Source organism: Streptomyces colwelliae (assembly GCF_048158785.1).
In the GTDB taxonomy this organism is placed as follows: Bacteria; Actinomycetota; Actinomycetes; order Streptomycetales; family Streptomycetaceae; genus Streptomyces.
Map to the genome: position 1 here is coordinate 1 of NZ_JBLTJC010000145.1, position 24,285 is coordinate 24,285.

Below are 24,285 nucleotides of genomic sequence, written 5' to 3' on the forward strand. Positions count from 1 at the left end.
CCTGCGTGACGCTGCGTCAGCTCACGGGGCCGACTGATGGTCGGGCGTCGGCAGCGCGCGTATGAGAGAGCACGCCCTGGGCAGCGAACTCCCTTGCCCCGCAGCCCGTTCGCTCTCAGCTGCCCCGCCGAAGCCGCCGAGGACACGCTGGTGATCGGCTGCAACACGACGGACGTCGACCTCGCGGCGGCCGTCAGGCTCGCGTTGGACGGCGGGACGCCCGGTGGTGGAGAGCCGCTCGACCGGCTCTCCACCACCGCGCCTCGTCGCCGGGGGTCCGGCCCGGAGACCCTCGTCCACGACGGGGCCGAACCCTGGGGAGCGACACCCCTGGCTGTCCGACCTCAGGGAGTGATGGTCAGGCCGCCGTAGTCCGACAGGTTGGTGAGGTTGACCTGGCTCAGGGTGGTCGCGCCGGTCGTGCTTCCGGGCATCACGATGTGGCTCAGCGCCACGCCCGAAATGAGCGCGCCCGGAAGGCCGTTGATGCGCGCGGCGGTGACTCCGGCGTTGCGGACGCGGACGTTGGAGATCGTGACGCCGGTGACCGGGCCGATGCCCGCCGTGCTGCCGGTCATCAGGGCGAGCCAGGTCCGGTTGCCGTCGTTGCTGAAGCTGAGCCGTTCGATGTCGATGTCGTCGAACTTGAGGTTCGTCGCGCTCGCCGTGCCGTACTTGTGGTGGACGCCGATGCCCACGGCCGCGTCGTAGACGACGACGTGCTGGAAGGTGACCTTGTTCTGCGACTCGTAGACGCCCTGGCCGACCTTGACGCCGTAGCAATAGGTCCAGGAGACAAGGTCGTTGAAGGTGACGTTGTCCAGTGGGCGGGCGGTGCCGGGGACGCTCTTGTAGATGTCGGCGACGTCGGGCCAGGTCTTGGTGCTGAACGGGTCGTCGAGGCCGATGCCGATCGCGTGGTCGACGGTGACGTTCGTGGATTCCATGACGTCGATGCCGTCGTTCTCGCCCATGTCGAACCTGTTGAACATCTTGATGTCGCGGAAGGTCAGGTCCGAGGAGCGCAGCGGGATGACCGCCCAACTGCTGGATTCCCGGAAGGTGATGCCGTCGACGGTGAAGCCGCTCGTGTAGATCGGGGCGAGGAGGTTCACGCCGAGGTTGGAGGGCGCGAGCGCGGCCTGGCCGTTGCCGTCGATGATGCCGCGGCCGTAGATCTTGATGTTCGTCGAGGAGTACCGGGTGGAGATGAACCAGGTGAGGTCGCGGCCCTGCGAGGTCTTGTGTCCGGTCACCACATAGTGGCTGGCCTCACCTGTGTAGCGGAGGACCGCACCGGGTGCGAGATAGAACGCGAGGTTGCTCCGCAGGTAGAGGTTGCCGAGGGTGTAGACGCCGGCCGGGACGTACACGATGCCCTGGGTGCCGTTCGCGGAGCCGTACGCGGCCGCGTCGTTCAGGGCGTTCTGGAAGGCGGTCGTGGTGTAGGCGCCGGTGTTCGGCTGGGCCGAGTAGGGCGCGCTCTGCACGTTGAAGATGCCGGTGCCGCTGGTCGCCGGGCGGTTGGTCTCGGCCGGGTCGGCGGCGATGACCAGGTTGGGGCGGCCGTCGAGCTTGACGATCAGGTACTCGTCGTTCTGGACGGTGAAGGTGAGGGTGGGGCCGCTGACGGTCCCGGTGATGCCCAGCTTCTGCGGGCTGATGCTGTACGCGCCGATGGCCGTGTTGTTGAGCTTGGTGACCGAGATGGTGGCCGTGCCTGTGCCCAGGGCGAGTTGGGCGATGTCGTAGCCGGTGTACTTGGTGACGGGCACGGACGTGCCGTTGACCGTCAACTTGTAGTCGGTGGACGCCGGGTAGATGGACGGCACCGGGTACGCCGACACGGTGCCCGCCGCGGCCTGGGCGGGGTGGGGGGTGCCGAGGAGTGCCGCGACGCCGAGCAGGAGTGCGGTCAACACCAGGGCCAGGGGGCGCAGTAGGCGGTTCTCGGTTCCGTCGGCCGCGGTCAACGGCCGTCTCGTCGACGATCTCATCCGGGGTCCTCCTGCAATCGCGTCGGTGGGGTCGAGTAAGAGGGGATGGAAACGTTGCCAGTGACATGCCCACACTAATGGTCTGGACCGCAGCCGCCTACGGGTCGGGGCGGGCGACCGTCACTCCCTTGTCACCTCAGGACGAACCTCCGTCGCCCGGGACTCAACTCCCGCAAACAGAACGGCGATCCCTCGGTCCGCTCCCGAATCGCTGCCATATTCGAGAACCACTTCGGAGGTGGCTGTGACGCTAGAGGCGACAACATCCCTGACGTCAGTGACAGATACGGCGGACCGCACCGCCGCGCGCATCGCCGACCTGGAGCACCGTCGAGCACAGGCAGTGGTGACCGCCGCACCGAGAAGACAGGGAGCTCTCGGCGCGCGGGCACGCATCGAACGGCTGCTGGACGCGGGCTCGTTCGCGGAGACGGGTGGGTTCGTCCGGGCCCGTGCGGTCGGGGACGGCGCCCAACGCCCTTACGGCGACGGGGTCGTGACCGGGTACGGAACGGTGGACGGACGGCCGGTCTGTGTGTTCGCGCAGGACTCCACGGTCTTCGGCGGCAGCATGGGCGAGGCCTTCGGCGAGAAGACCGTGGCCCTGATGGAGCTCGCCCTGAAGACCGGCTGCCCGGTCGTCGGCCTCAACGACTCCGGCGGCGCCCGCATCCAGGAGGGCGTCAACTCGCTCGCTCTCTACGCCGAGTTGGTGCGCCGGAACGTTAAGGCGTCCGGGGTGATCCCGCAGATCTCCGTCGTCCTTGGCCCGTGTGCGGGCGGTGCCGCGTACTCCCCCGCGATCACCGACTTCACCGTGATGGTGGACGGTGCCTCGCACATGTTCGTCACCGGGCCCGACGTCATCGAGGCGGTCACCGGCGAACGCGCCACCGCCGAGGAGCTGGGCGGCGCCCGCACCAGCAACTCCGTGAACGGCAACGCCCACTTCCTGGCCGCCGACGAGGAGGATGCGCTCGACACCGTACGCGACCTGCTGTCGTACCTTCCGGCCAACAACCTGGAGCGGCCACCGGAGTACGCGCCCGGAACCGTCGCCGACGGGACTCCGCTCGACACGATCGTGCCCGACCGGCTCGGGCAGGCCTACGACATGCGGGACATCCTGCACGCGGTCGTCGACGACGGTGAACTCCTGCACGTCCAGGAGCTGTTCGCGCCGAACATCATCTGCGCCCTGGGCCGGGTCGAGGGCGCCAGCGTCGGGGTCGTCGCCAACCAGCCGCTGCACTCGGCCGGTGTCCTCGACATCGACGCGTCCGAGAAGGCCGCACGGTTCGTGCGGTTCTGCGACGCGTTCGGCATCCCGCTGCTGACCTTCGCCGACGTCCCCGGCTATCTCTCCGGCGTCCGCCAGGAGCGCGGCGGCATCATCCGGCGCGGCGCCAAACTCCTCTACGCGTACGCCGAGGCGACCGTCCCGAAGGTCACCGTGGTGGTGCGCAAGGCGTACGGCGGCGGGTACGCGGTGATGGGCTCCAAGCATCTCGGCGCCGACCTCAACCTCGCCTGGCCCACCGCCCGTATCGCCGTCATGGGTGCGGAAGGTGCCGTGGGCGTGCTGCACCGGCGCGAACTCGCCGCGGCCGCCGACCCCGAGGCGCTGCGGGCCGATCTGGTCGCCACGTACGAGGCCACGCACGGGACGCCGTACCTCGCCGCCGAGCGCGGGTACGTCGACGATGTGATCGCCCCGCGCGACACCCGCGCCCACGTCGGCCGCGCCCTGCGCGCGCTGCGCGGCAAGCGCGCCCCGATGCCGGAGCGCCGGCACGGCAACATCCCGCTCTGACCGCTCTGTTCACCCCCTCCAGCTGACACCGCGTTGTTCCGCGATGTGAGGAGTCACGCCCGATGGACAGCCGCCCCCCGCTCGCGCCCGCGTACCGGACTCTGCCCGAGTACGTACGGCACTGGGCCGAACTCACCCCGGACCGCCGGGCGTTCACGTTCGTCGACCACCCCGCCCCCAACTCCCGTGGCGTACACCGCACGCTGACCTGGCAGCGCCTGGATCTGCGGGTACGGGCACTGGCCGCCCGGCTCACCGAGTACGCCGAACCCGGTTCACGGGTCGCCCTGTTGTGCCCGCAGGGGACGGACTACATCACCGGTTTCCTGGCGGCGCTGACGGCCGGGATGGTCGCCGTACCGCTGTATCCGCCCGGTCTGCCGGGGCAGGGCGACCGGCTGGTCGGGGTGTTGGGCGACGCGCGTCCGTCGGTCGTGCTGACCACCGAGCGCGCCCTGCCGGAGGTGACGGACTTCTGCGAGCGTGCCCACGTGCCGGTCCTCGCGACGGACCGGGTCCCGGACACCGCGGCCCTCAACTGGCAGGCGCCCGTGCCGGATCCGGCCGCGACCGCCTATCTCCAGTACACCTCCGGCTCCACCCGCGCTCCGGCCGGCGTGGAGATCACGCACGGGAACGTCGTCGCCAACGCCCGCCAGGCGCTTGCCGCTTACGGTGCCGACGCGCACCCGATGACCTGCGTGGGCTGGCTGCCGCTCTACCACGACATGGGGCTGGTGCTGAGCGTCGCGGCCCCGGTCGTACGGGGTCTGCTGTCGGTGCTCATGGACCCGGCCGCGTTCCTGCACGAACCGGCGCGCTGGCTAAGGCTGTTGGCAGCGCATCCGCAGGCGCTGAGTGCCGCGCCCAACTTCGCCTACGACTACTGCGCCTCCGCCGTCACCGGGGCGCAGAAGGAGGGGCTGCGGCTGGACGGGGTCGCCGCGCTGATCAATGGCAGCGAACCCGTCCGGCCCGGCACCGCCGACCGTTTCCACGCCGCGTTCGCCGCGCAGGGGCTCGCTGCGGAGGTCCACTGTCCGTCGTACGGGCTCGCCGAGGCCACCGTCTTCGTCAGCGCCGCCCGGCCCGGCCGCCCGCTCGGCCGGTTCGCCCTCGACCGCGACGCCCTCGCCGCGGGAAAGGCTCTGCCCGCGCGGCCCGACGACCCCCGGGCCGTGCTATTGGCGGGCTGCGGAACGCCGGTCGGCCAGCGGGTGCGCATCGTCGATCCGGCCGCCCATGCCGTGCTGGCCGAGGGGGAGGTCGGGGAGATCTGGGTGCAGGGTCCCAACGTGGGGCGCGGCTACTGGAACAACTCCGCGCAGACCAAGCGTGTCTTCGGCGCCGCGCTCGGCGAGGACGCTCCGGGCAGTTGGCTGCGCACCGGTGACCTCGGGACCGTCCTGGAGGGGCAGTTGATCGTCACCGGCCGGCTCAAGGACCTCATCGTCATCGACGGCCGCAACCACTACCCGCAGGACGTGGAGGCCACCGCGCAGGACGCCCATCAGGCCGTACGGCGCGACCGGCTCGCCGCGTTCGGCGTGCCGGGCGGCGCGGGCGAGCGGGTGGTGGTCGTCGCCGAGCACGCGCGTACGACCAGCCTCGCCGACATCGACGTACCGGCCCTGACCCGTGCCGTACGCGCGGCCGTCTCCGCCCGGCACGGGCTGCGGCTCGCCGACGTCGTGCTCGTCGCACCGGGCACCGTGCCCCGCACCTCCAGCGGCAAGGTGTCCCGGGCCCTGACCCGCACCCGCTATCTGGAGGGCGCCTACGCGGCGGAGACCGCCGTATGACGGCCGCCGACACGAGAACACTGCTGCGCCGCCACATCGCGGAACGGGTCGCCGAGTGGAACAACACCCCTGTCGACGACGTCCCGTTGGACCGACCGCTGGCCGAACTCGGCATGTCCTCACGGGACGCGGTCGTGCTGGCGGGCGAGTTGTCCTCGCTGACGGGCCACGAGTTGCCGGCGACCCTGCTGTGGGAGGCGCCGACCGTGGACGCGCTGGTGGACCGGGTGTGCGGTACGGCCACGCCGATTGCCGCGCGGGAGACACCTGTTGCGTCTGCCCCGGGCGGGCCCGTGGCGGTCATCGGGGTCGGCTGCCGACTGCCGGGCGGGGTGCGCGGTCCGGCCGACTACTGGCGCCTGCTGATCGACGGCGTCGACGCGATCAGACGCGTACCCGAGGACAGATCGGCCGACTTCACGACGTTACCGCCCCCGGAAACCCCCCTGCACGGCGGCTACTTGGACGACATCGCCGGGTTCGACGCCGACTTCTTCCGCATCACCCCGCGTGAGGCCGCGGTGATGGACCCCCAGCAGCGCATCCTCCTGGAGGTCGTCCGCGAGACCCTCGACCACGCCGCCGTCCCCGCCACCGCCCTCGCGGGCACGGCCACCGGCATCTACGTCGGCGTCTCGGTCCCGGAGTACGGACAGCTCACCGGCGCCGACGTGAACGCCGTCGACCCGTGGGCCCCGGCGGGCGCGGCGCTGAGCGTGACGGCGGGCCGACTGGCCTACGTGTTGGACACCCACGGTCCCAACATGGCGGTGGACACGGCCTGTTCGTCCTCCCTCGTCGCCGTGCACCAGGCCTGCGTCAGCCTCCGCACCGGCGAGACCGACACCGCGATCGCCGCAGGGGTCAACGTCCTCCTCTCCCCCGTCATCGGTGTCGCCTTCGACCGTGCGGGCGCCCTCGCCCCGGACGGCCGCTGCAAGCCCTTCTCCACGGCGGCCGACGGCATCGGACGCGGCGAGGGGTGCGCGGCGGTGCTGCTGAAGCGGCTGTCCGACGCGGAACGGGACGGCGACCGTGTCCTCGCGGTGATCCGCGCCACCGCCGTCAACTCCGACGGCCGTTCCAACGGTCTCCTCGCCCCCAACCCGGCGGCCCAGCACGCCCTGTTGACGACCACGTACGCGCGGGCCGGGCTCACCCCGGCCCACATCGACTACGTGGAGGCGCACGGCACCGGCACCCCGCTGGGCGACCCCATCGAGGCGGGCGCGCTCGGGGCGGTGCTGGGCGCGGGCCGTGACCCCGAACAGCCGTTGCTGCTCGGCTCGGTGAAGGGGAACCTCGGGCATCTGGAGTCCGCGGCCGGCATCACCGGCCTGGTGAAGACCGTCCTCGCCCTCCACCACGACCTCGTCCCGCCCTCGCTGCACGGCAACACCCTCGACGACACACGACTGCGCGTCGTCAACGAGCCCGAACCATGGCCCCGTTACGGCGGCACGGCCACCGCCGGCGTCTCCGGCTTCGGGTTCGGCGGCACCAACGCCCATGCCGTACTGGAGGAACGGCTGCCCGCCGTCCTCCCGGTCGACGAGCCTGCCGCACGTCTCCATCTCCTCTCCGACGTCGACACCGAGCGCGTGCGGGACACCGCGTCCCGCCTTGCCACGTGGCTCCGTACGCCCGAGGGCGGCGCCGCCCGCCCCGCCGACGTGGCGCGCACGCTCGCGGGACGGGTCGGGCGAGGGCCCGTACGCGCCGCGGTCGTCGCACGCGACAGGGCCGAACTGGCCGATGCGCTGGGCGCGTTGGCTCAGGGTGGCAGCCCGGATGCGCGAGTGGTGACCGGTGACCGCGGCCTCGTAGGGCGCGGTCCGGTATGGGTGTTCTCCGGGTACGGCAGCCAGTGGACCGGCATGGGGCGTCAACTGCTCCTGGAGGAGCCAGCTTTCGCCGCGGCCGTGGAGAAGCTCGACGCCCAGGTCTCCGACGTGTTCGGCTTCTCCCTCCACGAGCACCTGGCCTCCGCGGGTGCTCTCGACCGGCTGGACGTCGCTCAACCCGTCCTGTTCGGCGTCCAGTTGGCGCTCGCCGAGCTGTGGCGGTCGTACGGTGTGGAGCCGGTCGCCGTGATCGGCCACTCCCTGGGCGAGGTGGCCGCCGCCGTCTGCGCGGGCGCTCTGGACGTGGCGGACGCGGCCCGGGTCGTCGCCGTACGGGCTCGGCTGCTCGGGCGGCTGCACGGGGGCGCGATGGCCGTCGTGGACCTGGAGGACGTCGAACTTTCCTCCCTGGAGCGGGACTTCCCCGGGGTTCAGGTCGCCGTCCACTCCTCGCCCCGGCAGAAGGTCGTCACCGGTGACGAGATGGCGGTCGCCCGGCTGATGCGCCGGCTGGAGGAGCGAGGGCGGGCCGCCCGGGTCATGCGGGTCGTCGGCGCGGGGCACTCGCCGCAGGTGGACCCGCTGCTGCCGGAACTGGCCGAGGCCCTCGCGGACGTCGGTGGCAGACCGCCACGCGTCCCCGTCTATTCCACCGTCCTCCACGACCCGCGCGGTGCCTGCGAGTTCGGCGCCGGCCACTGGGCCGCCAACCTGCGTCGGCCGGTGCGCCTGGACCGGGCCCTCGGCGCCGCCGCGGCTGACGGGCACACCGCCTTCGTGGAGATCTCGCCGCATCCGGTGCTGGCGCGGTCCATCGCCGACAACGTGCCCGGCGCGCTCACCGTGGGCACGGTGCGTCGCGACGCGGACGGATCCGCCGCGTTCCTCTCGGAGTTGGGGGCCTTGTACGCGGCGGGACTGGACCTGCCGCTGCCGGGCGGCCGGGTCATCGACCTCCCGGCACCGCGCTGGCGGCACGTCCGGTACTGGTGGACCGATGGCCGAACTCCCCTGGCCACGACTGCCACACACCGGTGGGCCGAGCCCGCTCCCGCCGCCGGTGATTCGATCACCGCCCGCCTCAGCCACCACATCGCGACCGTCACCGGCCACCCGGCGACCCGTATCACCCCCACCACGGCCCTGACCGACCTCGGCCTGGACTCCCTGATGGCCGTCCGCATCCGCACCGCCCTGGAACGCGACTTCGGTGTCGAGCTGCACCTGCGTGATCTGTTCGACGCCGCCACGGTCGCCGAAGTGGCGGACCGGATAGGTCAGTTGGCCGACGGCCCGTCCCCTCTCTCTCCGCTCTTCCTGTTCCACGCCGCCGGCGGAACCACCGACGTCTACCGCGCACTCGCCGAACGTCTCGGTGAGGACCGGCCGGTGCACGGACTGGACCGGATCGAGGACGCCCACACCGTGTCCGAGAAGGCCCGCCGCTACGTCGAGGCGATCACCGCCGCCCATCCCGACGGGCCCTGTGTGCTTGCCGGTTGGTCCTTCGGCGGTTTCGTGGCGCAGGAGACGGCACGCCAACTCACCGCCGCCGGACGGGACGTCGAACTCGTCGTGCTCATCGACTCCGTACGGCCCCTCCCCCAGCCCGGCCGCGCACCCGCCGACCGCATCCGCGCGCATCTCACGGGCTTCGCCCAGCACATCGCCGACACCTACGACGTCCAACTCCCCCTGCCCTACGACGAACTCGTGGCGATGGACGACGACCACGAGCGCATCGACCTCGTGCTGCGCACCCTGCGCGGGGCCGCACGAGTGCCGCCCGCCGCGTTGGAGCACCAGCGTGCCTCCTACCTCGACCTGAGGATCGGCGAGGCGCATCAACCGGGCCGGTACGAGGGCCGGGTGGTCCTGTACCGGGCCACCGAACCGGCTCCGCACACCGTGCGTGACCCGGCGTACGAGCGGGACGACGACGCGCTCGGCTGGGACGAGGTGTGCCCGCGCCTGACGGTCGTACCGGTGGCGGGGCATCACCTGTCGTTGCTCGACCCGCCGTACGTCGACGAGATCGCCGCCCATCTGCGGCGGGTGCTCGCCACGCCCGGCGGGCCCGCCGAACCGGACTGAGGAGCCGCCATGCCGCACCACCACCCCACCGGAATCTCCCGACGAGCCGTCACGAGAGCAACGGCGGCCACGGGACTGGCCGTTCTGTTCGGTGCCACGGCCGCCGTAGGACGCGCTCGGGCCGCGACGCAGGTCTCGACGCGCACGTTCGACGTGTCCGTGTCCTCGCCCGCGCTGGGCCGCAGCGCGCCGGTGCGGCTGATCCTGCCGTCGAGCTTCGACGCGCAGCCAGGGCGGACGTATCCCGTGCTGTATCTGCTGCACGGGGCGCACGACGACTACACGTCGTGGACGCGGGAGACGGACATCGAGGCGTTCACCGAGGGCCGGGACCTGATCGTGGCGATGCCGGACGCGGGGCCCACCGGCATCCCCAGCGCGTGGCGCGACGGGCCGGACTACGAGACCTTCCAACTCCAGGAGGTTCCGGCGCTGTTGGCCCGCGACTACCGGGCGTCCGGGGTGCGGGCCGTCGCCGGAGTGTCCACCGGGGGCTACGGCGCGATGGCGCACGCGGCCCGGCACCCGGGCGCGTTCACCGCCGCCGCGTCCTACAGCGGCATCCTCGACACCACGGCCCCCGGGATGCCCTCGCTCGTGGACGCCATCGTGGCCCGCGAGAGCCTGGCGCCGCGTTCCCTCTGGGGCAACCCCCTTCTGGACCTGCTGACTTGGCGGGCCGCCAATCCTCGTGCCCAGGCCGGCGGCCTGCGCGGGACGCCCTTGTACGTGTCCAACGGCAGTGGTGTGGCCGGGGGTTCGGGCGACTGGCTGCCCGAGGCGCTGGAGAGTCTGCTGTGGCCCTCCGCGCACAGTTTCACCGGCATTCTGGCCCTGCTCGGCATTCCGGTCACCGCGCACTTCTACTCGGGAGGTGGACACAGCTGGGCCTACTGGAAAGGGGAGTTCACCACCTCGTGGCCGATGCTCGCCGGTGCGCTGGGGCTGCCGGAGTGATGTCGGTGCAGCCGGGGCACGGAACGGAGCGCAGGGGACGGCCGTCCAACACGGGACGTCCCCCTCGTCCCACGGGCAACAGTCCGTGGGCGAGCCGCCTCCGGGGGAAAGGAGTGTCCGTCGTGGCTGTCCCCACCCCGCGCGGAGTACCCACCGAGCCCGGAACCGCTTTGGTTCCGCCCGACCTGGCCGAGCTGTTGCGCTCCCAACTCGCCGCCGTCTCCGACGAGGTGGAGGAGGTGGTGCGCAGAGAGGTCCCCGAGTACGCGCGGCCGGCCGACGGGACGTACCGCGAGAACCTCAGGTCCGGGGTGGTGCAGGCGCTCACGCTGTTCGTCGACCACATCGCGGACCCGCGCGGCCAGAACGCCGCGATGGCGGCGGCGTACTACGAGGAACTCGGGCGCGGCGAGGCCCTGGAGGGCCGCAGCCTGGAGGCACTTCAGTCGGCGATCCGCGTGGGCGGGCTGCACGCCTGGCGGCTGATGGGCCGTACGGCGGAGGAACTCGGCCTGGATTCTGCGGTGGTGGCCGCGCTCGGGGAGCTGGCGTTCCGGACCGTGCACGAGGTCGCGGAGGCGGCGGCCGCCGGGTACGCGGAGGCGCAGTCGCGCAGCACGGACGAGCTGGAGCGGCGGCGCAGACGGCTGCTCGAACTCCTGCTGGGCGAGGGGCCGGTGGCCCCGGAGGCGGTGCAGGACCTGGCGCACGGCGCTCGGTGGCGGGTGCCTGCGCAGGTCGCCGTCATCGCGCTCGCGGGCCCCGCGGACCCGCGTACGGAGGACCGGCCGCCGGCGATGCCGGGCGCGCTGGCCGACATGGAGTCACGGCCGCCGCGCGTGCTGGTGCCGGACCCGGAGGGCTACGGCCGGTTCGGCGGGCGGTCGTTCGTGCTCGGCCTGGGCGGCCGTCCGGCGGCGATCGGTCCTACGGTCCCGGTCGTCGAGGCCGCGCGGTCGCTGCGCTGGGCCACGCGGGCGCTGGGGCTGATGGGCCGCGGGGTGCTGCCCCGGCAGGGCGTGGTGCTGTGCGCCGACCATCTGTCGACGCTGCTGCTGCACAGCGACGAACCGCTGCTCGCCCAGCTGGAGTTACGGGCCCTGGCGCCGCTCGACGCCGCGTCGGAGGGTCAACGCCCGCGGCTGGCCGAGACGTTGCTCGCCTGGCTGCTCAGCGGCAGCAACGTGCCCGATGTCGCCGCCCGGCTCCACATCCACCCGCAGACGGTCCGCTACCGCCTGCGTCAGCTGGAGAAGCTCTTCGGCGCGTCCCTGCACGAACCCGGCACCCGTCTGGACCTGATCCTCGCGCTGCGTTCGGCGGATTTACGGGACGGTGACCGCGACTCACGCGGCGACAAAAACAGAGAGAGTTTCTGAATTCCCGTCCATAACACCGGGAACGGGAACGCGAATACCTTCGGGACAGTCCTTTCCACAGGCGCTCCACGCGCCCCACCCTCAAAGGATTCCCATGCGTATTCGATTGTGTCTCGCCGCGCTCTCGCTGGTCGGCGGGGCCGGGCTCGCCACCCTCTCCGCACCCGCCGCAACGGCCGCCACCTGTTCGGACCTCGACGTCGTGGCGGCGCGCGGCACCTTCGAGCCGGGCACACTCGGCCTGATCGTCGGCGACCCGGTGTTCTCCGCGCTCCAGCAGAAAATCACCGGAAAGACGCTCTCCAGCTATGCGGTGAACTATCCCGCCGACCTCTCCCTCACGTCCGCCGCGCAGGGAAATTCCGATGCGGTGAACCACGTCAACGCGCAAGCCGCCGCGTGCCCCAATCAGCGTTTCATTCTCGTCGGCTATTCGCAGGGCGCGAACGTCATCGACAACTCCATAGGGATCAGCAGCGACGGCGCGGTGGTCGGCAGCCCGATCGTAGCGACCATCCCCGCCGCGCTCGCACCGCGAGTCGCCGCGGTGCTGCTGTTCGGCAACCCGATCCGGGCCCTCGGCAAGAGCGTCACCGGCACCTACCAGAGCCGCACCATCGACTTCTGTGCCAACGGTGACCCGATCTGCCAGAACGGCGGGACCGACGTGGGGGCGCACCTCGGCTACACCTCCGACGCCGGCGCGGCGGCCACGTTCGCCGCGGGCAAGATCTGAGCCGTGGCAATGCGCTGACGGGGACCGGGAGTTGATCCTCCCGGTCCCCATCGGCGTTACGGAACGGCCGTACGGGGATGGCTACTTGGGGGATACGGCGAATGCCGCGAGGCTGCTGGAGACGACCTCGGGGCGGCCGTCGTTCTGGACGGGTGCCGCGGTCAGTACGTCGAGGTGCTGATAGCCGGGGGCGATCACGGGGTGCAGGTCGGCCGGGACGTGACCGGCCAGCAGTCCGTCGCCCGCGAGGACGGTGAGCGTCGGGTTGGCCGTCAACCCGCCCGGGTGCACGAGGAGTTGCCTCACCTGCGGCGAGGTGGCCAGCTCGATGTCGGTGACCAGTTTGGTCGGGAAGTACTGCTCGGTGAAGTCCAGCGGCTGTTCCCCCATGCTGCGGGCCAGTTCGCGGATGTCGGTGACCTCCTTGCCGGCGTTGGTGAACGGGGTGCCGTCGGCCGACCGGTACCCGGGGTCGTCGGCAGTGCCGACACGGTCGTAATCGCGCCAGGTGTAGAGCGGCCCGTGAGGCTGGGCCGGGATGGCCTTGTACTCGACGCCGAACACCTGCGACTGGTCCGAACTCCCGTTGGCGGCCGGGAAGTTCTTGTCGACGATCGGCCCGCCGTCGAAGAAGCCGACGCTGCTCTGCAAGAACGCGAGGGGCACGGAGTTGTCGTCCATCAACGACCCGAGCACGGCGTCGTTGGTGAGCCGGAAGTCCTTCACCGCGGGTGAGCCGGTGAGGAACGTGGCGGCGTCCTTGGAGAACAGGAAGCGGTTCGTGGCCTCGATGTTGACGTTGGAGGGGAGGTAGGACGGCAGGTCCGCCTCGCCGTCCGGATTCTGTACGGCGCCCAGGCCTGCGATGGCGAGCAGGGTCATCGTCTCGGGGTTGAGCAGCACGGGCGCGGACAGCGAGCGGGACAGCACGCCGCTGTCGAGCCCGGCCTGTACGACGCCGTAACCCAGCCCGATATCAGGCAGGTTGGTGTCGTCCGGGATGCTGCCGTTCAGGTCCGCCAGGTCGGTGGAGATCGTCGTGTCGAGGGCGAAGTACCCGGCGCACTGGTTCTGTCCGGCGTCCGCCGTGGTCGCGGGGTTGCCGTCGAAGTCGGCCGCCGCGAAGTACCCGGTGATGACGCCGCCGAGCGAGTGTCCGCCGCACAGCACCTTGCGCTTGCGCAGCCCCTGGTCGGGCAACTCGGCGACGAGCAGGTCGTATTCGTCGCGCACGGTCTGTTCGATGCCGAGCTTGGCCATCCAGCCGAGCTGGTCGTTGCCGACGAACCCGGCGAAGGTCCGGCCGCCGACGGCCTTGCCCCGGTAGTAGTAGTCGACGGCCGTGTGCTGGTCGCCGGAGGCGATACCGGCGGGATCCTCAAGGCAGTTGGAGCGCCGGTCCAGGGCCCAGAACTCGATGTGCCGTCCCCGCGCGGCGGCTTGGGCGACGGTGTCGCGGGCGACGCTGTCGAAGGCACCGGCGCCTTCCAGGATGCCCGGCTGGGCCACGAGGATCCGGTCGGCGGCGGCCGACGCGCTCGGCCCGTCGGCGGCGCGGTAACGCAGATACGACAGGCGGTCGCACGCCGCCGGACGGGCGCCGAACGACTGCGGTAACGGCACTTTGACCCGCACCAGCGACTCGACCACACCGTCGGCGGGATGCGTCGACGCCACCGGGGTCTCGGTGCGCGCACCGTCGCCCTGGGCCTGTGGAGCGGCCGCGGTGAGCGCGCCCGCGGTCAACAGCACCGCGAGCGCGGCACCACGCCACGTACGTCCTGTGCTCGCGGCTCCGCGCCACGAACTTCCTTTGCTGCGACTCGTGTTCATGGCCGGACCGTAGGACGGCCGGGACCACGGGATCAGGCAGTGCTCACAAGAACGCAGCGCACGCCGGCGCCCTTGTCACCTGCTCGCAGAGAACCCCGCGGCGAACCCGCGGACGACGGCGTGCGGTCAGGCGTCCTTGATCGTCGCGGTGACGGGCGTGCCGGTCTCCACCGTACGGCTGACCGTGCACAGCCGTTCGTGGGAGACGGTGACCGCCCGGGGCAGGATCGCGCGGGCCCGGTCCCCGGCCTCCCCCTCGGGGAAGGTCACGGCGAAGGTGACCGCCAGGTCGGTCATCCGGTTGCCGAGGTCGTCGCTGACCTTGTTGCCGGTCACCGTGACGGTGAACCCGTCCGGCTCCGCGTGCCGCGAGGTGGCCACGTCGACGTCGGCCGCGGTGCAGCCGCCGATCGCGGCGAGCAGCAGCTCGACGGGGGTGAACTCGGTACCGCCGCCGACGGCGGTACCGAAGTCGATCGTGCCGCCACGGGCGTTGGTCGCGGTGAAGCGGCCGGGGGCGGTGCGGTCGACGGTGACTTGGCGCAGGGGATTGTCGCTCATGGTGGGGATCCTTCCAGAGACCTCGACCGGAGCGTCCGAGGCCACGGAGATGATCCCTGGAAGCGCGCCCTCAGCCGACGGCCGACCAGGCGCCGGCGATCTCGGCCGCGATCGGGGCGTGGGACAGGTACTGCGCGATGTCGTGCGCCCGGTCCTTCGGGTTGGCGCAGAGCACGTCGCGGACCCGGTCCCAGGTGTCGCCGAGCGGGCAGCCGATGGCGACGGCGTCCCCCGCCGCCCACGCGTTGAGCCACACGTCCACCTGACCGGGCCGGACGGCGCCGTGGGCGAGCAGTCGCCTGTACACGGCGTCCAGTCCGAGCGGACTGCCGGCCGTCACCAGCAGGGGTACCGAGATCCCGCTGGGCAGCATGGTGCACAGGTCGAGCGCGACGACGGTACCGAGGCTGTGGCTGACCAGCACGATCTCGCCGTCCTCGGGCAGCCCGGCCAGCACCGCCTCCAGCACGGCGTCGCGTACCGACTTGTCGCCGAGGTAGGCCGCGACGTCGCGGAACACCGCCGCGATCACGATGTCGTCGAGCCCGCTGCGCGCCGCGATCCAGGACAACGGCCGTTGCAGTGCGGCGACCGCCCCGCCGAGCAGGCCCGACTCCTGCGCGTCCGCGGGCTGTTGCTCCGATTCGGGCATCCTGGTGGCCTTGGCGGATTCGGCGATCAGCGCGGCGTAGACGGCGCGAGCGCCGGGGTCGTCCGGAACGTACGCCTCGGCCGTGGTCGTCGCCGTATCGAGGCCGGCACTCTCACGGCCGGCCGTCGCGGTGGCCAGCGCGTCGCCGTAGAAGGGGAACCAGACGTCGGCGTCGTCCAGTGGGGGAAGGCCCGCGGCCGCCAGTCCGACGGCCAGGCCCCGGCACCAACCGGCGCGCAGTTCGGCGGGGTTGTGGCCCTGCTGGCCGCGGCCGTGCAGGAACACCACGCGCCGTCGGCCGGCGGCGGTCCGCCCGGTGACGCCGCGCCGCTCTTGAGCACCTGTGCCGCGTCCGCCGGAGCGGCCGTCGCCCGGCACCGTCTCGACGGGCACCGGCCCGACCGGCACCGCCTGGGGCCCCAACTCGGCGAGCAGCGCTTTCTGTTCCGGTGGCAGCGCGGCCTCGGCGAGGTGCCGCAGGATGCCGCTGACCCGGGCCCCCTCGTTGGCGATCCAGCCCGCGCCACCGGGGTCGGGCACACCGGCGTGGTGGAGTGCGACGACCTCCCACTGGTCGTTGAACACGGGCGAGCCGGAGCTTCCGGGCTCGGTGTCCGTGCGGTAGTGCAGGAACCGCGGGAGTTGGTTCAGCAGTTCGTTGGCGCGGACCGCGACCTCCTTCGGCCGCCTGTCGGGGTGGCCGACGATGTTCACCGGCTCGCCGATGACGATCTTCCCCTGTTGGGCGATGAGCCTCAGCCAGCCGTGCACCTCGCCCGGCCGCTTCCCGTCGGGGCGGGCCCCGACCGCGACGAGTGTGTAGTCGAGCGCGGGGTCCGTGACGAACAGTTCGTCCGGGGCCAGGTCGTAGGAGTCGACCGGTTTGGGCACGCCGTCGGCATCGGATTCGAAGTCGAACTCCGCGGCGGACTCCGTCGCCGTCGCCACGTCGGGCAGCACGTGGTGGTTGGTGAGCAGCAGGCGCTCCCCCACGAGGAAACCGGTGCCGAACCCGGCCCGCCGGCCGCCCTGGATGATGTCGACGCGGGCGACCGCGCGGGCAGCACGCGCGCCGCGGGCAAGGAAGTTGACGCTCTGCAACTCGTTCGCGGCGCCGAGGATCCGCTCGAAGACGACGGCGGGACGCACCGGCCCTTCGTCGGACGGCACCGGCGTCAGGTCCCCCGGGTCGACCTCACGCTTGCTCACCAGCCGCTCCACGCGGGCGCTCAGCTGTTCCGCGCTGTCGGCGGCGAAGGGCGAGCCGGTCTCCACCTGCAGTCGCCGGATGTTCTCGCGTTGGTCCACCGTCTCCCGGTAGCGCTCCACCATGTTCTGCTGCTGTTGTCGTAGGTCCATGCGCGCATGGTCCGGTGAGCGGGGAACACGGCGCTTCGGGGAACTCCCTACGGCGCGGCCGCGCCCCCGCCGACACGGATCGGCGGGGGCGCGGGGGTGCGGGGGTGCGGCCCACAAGGGTCTTGGCGGGTCAGAGGACGCCGGCGAACCGGAGGAAGTCGGCGATCGTGCGCACCGGCCGGCCGTTCGGGAGCAGGACGCCCTGTGCGGGGCTCCAGCTCGTCCGGTTGACGTACGAACCGGGGTCCCTGCGGATCTGGCCGATGATGGTCTCGGCGACGATGCGGCTGCCGACCTCGCCGAGCCGCTGGCCCAGCTCCCGCACCTCGGCCTCCTTCAGCACGTAGAACCACAGCGGGGTCGTGTCGAACAGACCGCCGGACTCCAGGGCGTCCTTGACCAGGTCGCTGCTGCCCTCCTCGAGTTCCACGCGGCTGAGGGGTTCGACCTCGAGCGCCTCGGCCACCGCCTGTCCGGTGGGGGCGGCCAGTCGGTAGCCGCGCAGGAGGTTGCGTTGGGCGAGGTGCTTGAGCAGTTTCTTGATCCGTTCGGGCAGGCTCGGGTCGGTGCCCTCGTTGCGCAGGTCGGCGAGTGGTGGTGCGAGCCTGGTGTCGATGAGCCGGGCGAAGCGGTTGGCGAACGGGCTGTTCTTGTCGACCATCCGGTCCCACTCCGCCGGCCAGTTCGACGGGAGCGTCGTGAGCGTGCCGGCGAAGCCGCCCTTGCCGGTGAACTGGAAGAGCTGGTCCAGGGTGGACACGGGAAGCCTGTCGCCGGGGCGGCCGAAGTTGCGGTTCCAGTCGTAGGCGCCGCGCACCATGCTGTGGCCGAAGCGGAAGGCCGCCACCGAGAACTCGATCGGCATGTAGGTGCCGCGCCGGTCCAGGTCGAGCAGGTTCCCCTCCGCGGTGTCCACGAGGTCGACGACGTCGGGGCGCGCCACGGTGTGCAGATAGTCGTGCACGCTCAACCACTGGTAGGTCCACCGGGTGAGGTCCCGGGCCCGCCGGAAGATCTCGACGTCCGTCTCGAACTCGGGCTCGTGGTCGCGCACCCAGTCGACGGCCGCGTTGTGGAACCGCAGGAACGCCACATGGAGTTGGGCCACCACGAGGTTCTCGTCGTTGCGTGTGTCGCCGACGAGCGGGGTGCGGTCGGTCTTGCGCGGCAGGTCCCGTTGTATGTCGTCGACCGGGGGGATCAGCGCGCCCACGTTGGCGGGAACCGGCGAGAGCAGGCCCAGCCGGAACTTGATCCCGTCGTACGGAACGGCGTCCTTGCCCGGCACCGGTGGCGCGAACGGCCCGTCGCCGTAGACCGAGTCGAGGTTCAAGGACGGGATCCGCAGGTTCTCCAGCTTCCTGACCACCTCGTCCGGCGGCACGGGCGGCGGATTCTCATCGGTGATGCTGATCACCAGGTCACGGTCGGTCGCGGCCGTCAGGTCGTGGTCGACGAACTGGCCCCAGTAGGTGTAGATCGGCGGGATCGGCGAGTTGAGCACCGGGTCGCGCACCTCGTCCGGGGTCTCCACGATCGCCGAGCCCAGGGCGAGGAGGGCCTTGACGACCTTGGGGACGTCGTCGATCGGGAGGTGGTTGTCCGGGAACTTCTTCGCGAGGTCGAGGAACAAGTAGTCGAAGGAAGTGGTACCCACGTGCGCCGCGTCGTCGGTGGACTCCTGGACCACCGTGCTGCGCATGCTGAGACTCTCCTGGCTCTGGGCGGTCTTCTCCGCCTCCTCCGCACTGTCGAGAATCGCGTGTCCGCCGTGCGTGAGGTTCGTGATCACTCGCCGGAACTGTCCCTGCTCAGTCATCCCGTATCCCTTTCCGGTCTAGGAACACGCGAGCATTCCCGAACGCCCGCGCCACGGCTTCGGGGAACTCCCTGCCTCCGCCCGGGACATGCCCTCCCGCATTCGTGAGGGGCTCCCCCGCCGGAACACCTACGCCACCTGCCGGGCCGGCGGCGCCGGACACACCCGGCAGGGTCTACGCGTCATGCACTCACCGCGCGAACCCCGCCGTACGGAGACCGTCGTAGGACCGTCCCTACCCCTGACGCCGATCACCCTCCCGGGGGCACCCTGGGGACATGACGGAACGCCGCGACGGAGCGGCAGCTGTACGGGGGCGTCATGGAAGAGACAGCGATGACCAGCGTGCCGGAGGGCGGCGCGACATACGACCCGGTCCACGTGCCGGAGGACTCGGGTGGGCACGGGGCGTACTGCGTCGTGGCTCCCGCCGCGCCCGACGAGGGGACGTCCCTCCCGGGACCCGCCGCCCTCGTCGGCCGACGTGCCGAACGAGACCTGGTGGACGGCCTGGTGGACGCCCTGCCCCGACAGGGCGGCGCCCTGCTGCTGAGCGGTGAGCCGGGGATCGGCAAGAGCATGGTGCTGCGCCACGCGGCCGCCCGCTGCCAGGGTGCCCGGGTGCTGTGGGCCCGTGGAGTGGAGTCGGAGGCCGTCCTGCCGTACGCGGTGCTCGCCGATGTGCTGCTGCCGCTCCGCCGTCACTTCGGCGAGCTGCCGCCGGCCCAGCGCAGTGCCGTCGAGGGCTGTCTCGCGCTCACGGACGTGGCCGAGTCGAACCCGTACGCGGTGTGCGCGGGCGCGCTCGGCGTGCTGGCCGCCGCCGGGGAGTCGTGGCCGCTGCTGGTCCTCGTCGACGACCTGCACTGGGCCGATCCTTCGTCGCGCCAGGTGCTTCAGTTCGTGGCCCGGCGGCTGGCCACGGAGCGAGTGGCCCTGATCATGGCGGCACGCCGGGGGCGGCAGGAGGAGGGCATCCAGGAGAGCGTGCCGCACACCACGCTGGGGCCTCTGTCGGACGACGAGTGCTGGACGCTGCTACGGCGGCAGGCGCTCGACCGGACGGACCGGGCGGCGGACCGGATCGTCCGGCTGGCGAACGGCAACCCCCTGGTCCTGGTGGAGTACGCGGCGGCGCTCGCCCGGACCCGTGCGTGCGGAACCGAGCCCTGGGACGACTCGTGGGAGGCGCCGGGGCCGCTGGTGGAGCGGGCGTGGCGCGGACAGCTGCGCATGCTGCCGCCGCGCAGCCGCAAGGCGCTGGTGTACGTCGCCGCCGGCCGGGCCCCTAAATGGCCGCTGCTGCAACGGGTGTTGGCGTTCGACGGGCTCACCACCGCCGACCTGGACGCGGCCGAGGCGGCCGGGCTGGTCCGTATGCGGGACGGCGCCTGCGAGCTGCGGCATCCCGTGCTGCGGCCGGTGGTGCTGGGACAGTGCGCCACCGTCCGGCGACTGGAGGTCTACCGGCGACTGGCCACCCTGAGTTCGGGCGAACTACAGACCTGGTACCTGGCCGCCGCCGCCCCGGGTCCGGACGAGTCGGTCGCCGCCCGTCTGGTGTCCGACGCCCGACAGGCGCGCCAGCGCGGGGCGTTGGCGGCTGCCGCGCCCGCCTGGCGCCGTGCCGCCGAGCTGTCACCGGACCCCGCGGACGCGGCCCGCCGGCTCTTCGAGGCCGCGCACGACGCGTTCTACGGCGGTACGACGCGCGATGCCGCCGAGTGGTGCGAACAGGCCCTGACGCGCAGTCAGGATCCTTTGCTCACCGCGGACATCGAGTTGCTGCGCGGCCAGGCCTGCACCTGGCTCGGGGATCCGGGCCGCGCGCACGAGCTGCTGGTCGGCGCCGCCCGGACGGTGGAGTCGGTGGACCGCTCACGTGCCTCCCAGCTGTACGGGGCCGCGGTGGTGCCGGCGACGATGGACGGGCGGATACGCGACGCGTGCGACATCGCCGCACGCTGCGAGGCGCTGGCTGACGGCATGCGCGGCACCCGGCGCCGGCAGGCCGCCGTCATGCGCGCCCGGGCGGAGGTGCTGGGCGGCGACGTGAGCGCGGGCCGGACGACCCTGTTCGCGCTGCTGGACGAGACGCGTGGCCTGACCGGCCCCGAGGAACGTCAGACGACGATGGAGATCGCGCAGGGCCTGTCGTGGACCGGCGACGGCGACCTCGCCCGCCGCGTGCTGGACACGGTGATCGAGGGGGTGCGCCGCGACAACGCCCCGGCCCTCCTGCCGTACGCCCTGTTGGCGCGGTGCCAGGTGGAGATGTGGTCCCGGTGGCCGATGGCGCGCGCGGACGCCACCGAGGCGCTGCGCTGGGCGGAGGAGTTCGGGCATCTGGCGATGACGGGCTACGCCTTGATCCAGCTCGCGCGGCTGGACGCCCTGCACGGCGACTTCGCGGACTGCCGGAAGCGGGTGGCGCAGTACGAGCGCTGGTGCGGCGGCCGACTGCGCGGCCTGGCCCTGTTCGCACGCGGTGCGCTCGGTACGTCCGCTTTCGCCGCCGGTGACGCCGAGGCGGCGCGTACGCACCTGGAGGCCGCGTTCGCGCTGGCCGACGAGATGGGGCTGGTCAATCCCACCCTCATGCCGTGGGTGGCCGACCTCGCCGAGGCCTGTCTGCGCACGGGGTCGAGGGAGGGTGCCGTGGCCGTCGCGGACTGGCTGCGGGAGCGCGACACGGCGACCGGTCTGGCGTGGCCGGCGGCCGCTCACGCCCGCTGCCGGCTGATGCTCGCGCGGTCCGCCGAGGAGGCCGCCGACTGGCTGGCCGTCGCGGAACGCGTCCATGCCGACAAGGAGATGGCCTTCGAGGCGGCGCGGACACGGCTCGTCGCGGGAGAGGTGCTGCGCCGGTTCCGGCGGCCGTCCGCGGCACGGGAGCCGCTGCTGCTCGCCCAGCGGACGTTCACCGCGCTGGGCGCTGTTCCGTGGGCGGTCCGGGCCGAGGCGGAGGTCGCGGCGACCGGACACCGCTCAGCCGTCCACGGGGACGAACCGCCTCCGGTGGCCCTGCTCACGCCGCAGGAACTCCAGGTGGCGCGTGCCATCGGCGAAGGCCTCAGCAACGTGGAGGCGGCCGCGTCCCTCTTCCTCTCCCGCAAGACGATCGAGGCCCATCTCACCCGCGTCTACCGCAAGTTGGGCGTCCGTTCCCGCTCGGACCTGGCGCGCTGCCTGGCCCATGCCGGAGTCACCGGGTAGCGGGGCGCGGGCGGTCGGGGTACGACGGAGTCCGGTGCGGGCAGGACGTGTGTGCTGCCCGCACCGGCCGCTTCAGGAGACCTGCGAGGCGTCGACCAGGACGACCCGGTGGTTGTACTGGATGGTGTAGTACTTGGCCGCGCCGGTGACGTAGGTGTCGCCCGAGACGAAGAAGTCGTCGGCGCTGACCGGGGGTTGGGTGGCGACGTAGGCCTGGCCGGCCGGGAAGCCGTAGAGGGTCAGGGGTTTCTGCGTGGACGGGGACAGGCCGGACGGGTACTCGGACGCCTGCGGGTAGCCGGAGCCGTAGAGGGTCGCGGCCTGGTCGCCGGAGTGGAGGATCGTGGCGCCCTGCGCGGCGCAGGTGTTGACGCCGCCGGGGTTGTGGAACCACACCTTCGCGCCGCTGAACCAGATGGCGGTCCAGTCGCCGTCGACGTCGGCGACCACGAACTGCTGGCCGGCCTGGACGGTGCTGCCCCAGTCGTGGATCGAGTCGGTGCCCGCGCTCGCGCCGGGGTGGACGGCCGGGTCCGCGAACAGGGGTGCGTCGGCACTCGGAGCGGTGCGCACGGGAAGGAAGTTGGCGGGTTCCGTGCTGTCGGTGCACGCGGTGGTGGCGCCCGTGGGATCGTCGGCCGGGCAGACCTGGACGGTCTGCTGGTTGGTCGCGAACTCGGGGCTGATGGTGACCGCCGAACCCACCCTCGGGACATGGCGGGCGGCGCTCTGCGCGTGGGCCGCCTTCGACGGGGCGACCATGTTCATGAACGCCGTCCAGTCCCAGTAGGGGCCGGGGTCCCAGTGCATGCCGGAGATGTAACTGTCCTGCGGGCCGGGCACGTTGTCGTGGCCGATGATGTGCTCGCGGTCGAGCGGGATGCCGTACTGCGCGGCGAGGTACTTCACGAGATCGGCCGTCGCCTGGTACTGCGCCTGCGAGTACCAGGTGGCACCGTGCGCGGCGTAGCCCTCGTGCTCGATGCCGATCGAGTGCATGTTGAACCAGTAGTTGCCGGCGTGGAACGCGATGTCCTTGGTGTGGGTCATCTGCGTGACGGCGGCGTCCGAGGCCCGCATGACGTAGTGCGCCGAGTCGCCGGAGCCCGCCGTCTGGAACGTCTTGATCGCGGCGTCGTAGGACGACTCGGTGTCGTGCAGGACGATGTACTTGATCTGCACGCCGTCGCCCGGGCGGCCCGCCACCTGCCCGTTGGAGGCGGCCGCGGCGAGGAAGGTGCAGTCGACGGTGGCCGGGCACTCGGTGTCGGTGGCCGTCACGGCGGCCTTCAGCTTCAGTTCGGACAGCTGCCGCGTCTCGGGGTGGACCGCGCTCTGCGCCGCGAGGCTGACGTGCTGTCCGTCGACCGTGGTCCGCGAGGCGCCCGAGGACACGGTCTTGAAGACGCGGTCGGCGAAGAGCTGCGCGGCCTTCTTGTCCGACGACTGGCTGTACTTGGCCACCGCCCCGTACCAGTCGGCCGGGTCGGTGGAGCTCTTGCCCGTCAACTCCTTCTGGTACGAGGCGAGTAGGGCGGCACCGGCCCGGATGTTGGCGCGGTCGTCGGTGCGCAGCTTCGCCGCCGGGGTGCCGGTGAGGCCGGCGGCCGCGTCGAGGGTGTGCAGGGCCGGGTCCGACGTCAGCTCGGCGAGGTCACCGCGGCCGACGGCGCCCGCCGAACCCCCGGACACCATCGCGGCGTTGACGTCCGTCAGGTTCATCGGGCCGTATCCGCCCGAGGTGTTGTAGTGCCCGTCGTGGTCGTCCCACTGCGACTCCTGGTACGACACGGCCAGGAGCACGGGCAGCGGTACGCCGAACTCCTCGGCCGCGTCGGTGAAGGAGGCTTGCCGGTCGGCTCCCGGGCTCGGTGCGGCGGCCTGCGCCGTCGACGGCAGAACGGCGAAACAGCCTGCGGCCACGGCGCCGCCGGCCAGAATTCCGGCCAGCACCTTCCGGGGTGATCTTCTACGCGAGGATTGCAAGGATCTTCCCTTGTATGTAGTGCCCTGTGAGTAGCGCTTGTAAGTGGTGCCTGCAAGTGGTGCCTGTAAGTGGCGCCTTGAGGCAGACGTACGGCACGACGCCTGCCCGACAGGGACGACGTACGGCGGTTCGTGCGCGGTGACGCGGGGATGGTCGGCGAGGTCGCCTCACGGCTCGGCGTCTCTGCGGACCGGTTCGCGGCNCAGGGCGAACTCCCCACCAACAGCATCAACTTC

The 24,285-nt window shown here is 71.8% G+C and carries 14 protein-coding genes; 8 read left to right on the forward strand and 6 right to left on the reverse strand.

All coding sequences use genetic code 11. From position 1 onward, the window contains the following. The first annotated feature begins 93 nt into the window (after positions 1–93). Entirely contained in the window at positions 94–372 is a 279-nt protein-coding gene (locus ACNFOC_RS27470; RefSeq protein ID WP_416961765.1) for a hypothetical protein, read from the forward strand. Here ACNFOC_RS27470 and ACNFOC_RS27475 read toward each other — a convergent pair. After that, positions 345–1,997 (reverse strand): glycosyl hydrolase family 28 protein, encoded by a 1,653-nt coding sequence (locus tag ACNFOC_RS27475; RefSeq protein WP_416961766.1) that lies wholly within the window; start codon positions 1,995–1,997, stop codon positions 345–347. The two genes, ACNFOC_RS27470 and ACNFOC_RS27475, sit on opposite strands and share 28 nt — an antisense overlap. 277 nt (positions 1,998–2,274) lie before the next feature. Here ACNFOC_RS27475 and ACNFOC_RS27480 point away from each other — a divergent pair, with 277 nt between their 5' ends. From ACNFOC_RS27480 to ACNFOC_RS27505, 6 genes are all read left to right on the forward strand, one after another. Then, positions 2,275–3,810, forward strand: a complete 1,536-nt coding sequence (locus tag ACNFOC_RS27480) for an acyl-CoA carboxylase subunit beta (protein WP_416961767.1) — start codon at positions 2,275–2,277, stop codon at positions 3,808–3,810. A gap of 62 nt (positions 3,811–3,872) precedes the next feature. Beyond that, positions 3,873–5,612, forward strand: coding sequence for a fatty acyl-AMP ligase (locus tag ACNFOC_RS27485; RefSeq protein ID WP_416961768.1), 1,740 nt, complete (start codon positions 3,873–3,875; stop codon positions 5,610–5,612). Next, complete coding sequence (locus ACNFOC_RS27490; protein ID WP_416961769.1) at positions 5,609–9,550, forward strand: acyltransferase domain-containing protein; 3,942 nt, start codon at positions 5,609–5,611, stop codon at positions 9,548–9,550. Before ACNFOC_RS27485 ends, ACNFOC_RS27490 begins: the two co-directional genes overlap by 4 nt. A gap of 9 nt (positions 9,551–9,559) precedes the next feature. Next, positions 9,560–10,507 carry an alpha/beta hydrolase gene (locus ACNFOC_RS27495; RefSeq protein ID WP_416961770.1) on the forward strand — a complete coding sequence of 316 codons (948 nt, stop codon included), beginning with the start codon at positions 9,560–9,562 and terminating at the stop codon, positions 10,505–10,507. A 122-nt stretch (positions 10,508–10,629) separates the two neighbouring features. After that, entirely contained in the window at positions 10,630–11,886 is a 1,257-nt protein-coding gene (locus tag ACNFOC_RS27500; RefSeq protein ID WP_416961771.1) for a PucR family transcriptional regulator, read from the forward strand. A gap of 94 nt (positions 11,887–11,980) precedes the next feature. Further along, positions 11,981–12,622, forward strand: coding sequence for a cutinase family protein (locus tag ACNFOC_RS27505; RefSeq protein WP_416961772.1), 642 nt, complete (start codon positions 11,981–11,983; stop codon positions 12,620–12,622). An 81-nt stretch (positions 12,623–12,703) separates the two neighbouring features. Here the strand turns inward: ACNFOC_RS27505 and ACNFOC_RS27510 are convergent, their stop codons facing one another. The 4 genes from ACNFOC_RS27510 to ACNFOC_RS27525 all read right to left on the reverse strand — a co-directional run bounded on the left by ACNFOC_RS27510 (position 12,704) and on the right by ACNFOC_RS27525 (position 18,846). Continuing rightward, on the reverse strand, positions 12,704–14,374 hold the full coding sequence (locus tag ACNFOC_RS27510) for a hypothetical protein (protein ID WP_416961778.1): 1,671 nt from the start codon (positions 14,372–14,374) through the stop codon (positions 12,704–12,706). Between the two features lie 207 nt (positions 14,375–14,581). Next, positions 14,582–15,016, reverse strand: a complete 435-nt coding sequence (locus ACNFOC_RS27515) for an OsmC family protein (RefSeq protein ID WP_416961773.1) — start codon at positions 15,014–15,016, stop codon at positions 14,582–14,584. A 70-nt stretch (positions 15,017–15,086) separates the two neighbouring features. Continuing rightward, positions 15,087–17,027 (reverse strand): trypsin-like peptidase domain-containing protein, encoded by a 1,941-nt coding sequence (locus tag ACNFOC_RS27520; RefSeq protein WP_416961774.1) that lies wholly within the window; start codon positions 17,025–17,027, stop codon positions 15,087–15,089. A 130-nt stretch (positions 17,028–17,157) separates the two neighbouring features. Next, a complete protein-coding gene (locus ACNFOC_RS27525; RefSeq protein WP_416961775.1) occupies positions 17,158–18,846 on the reverse strand; it encodes a peroxidase family protein in 1,689 nt (562 codons plus the stop codon). Between the two features lie 336 nt (positions 18,847–19,182). On the opposite strand from ACNFOC_RS27525, the gene ACNFOC_RS27530 reads away from it, so the two are divergent. Beyond that, positions 19,183–22,062 (forward strand): AAA family ATPase, encoded by a 2,880-nt coding sequence (locus ACNFOC_RS27530; protein ID WP_416961776.1) that lies wholly within the window; start codon positions 19,183–19,185, stop codon positions 22,060–22,062. A gap of 72 nt (positions 22,063–22,134) precedes the next feature. Here the strand turns inward: ACNFOC_RS27530 and ACNFOC_RS27535 are convergent, their stop codons facing one another. Continuing rightward, entirely contained in the window at positions 22,135–24,015 is a 1,881-nt protein-coding gene (locus ACNFOC_RS27535; RefSeq protein WP_416961777.1) for an N-acetylmuramoyl-L-alanine amidase, read from the reverse strand. Positions 24,016–24,285 lie beyond the last annotated feature (270 nt).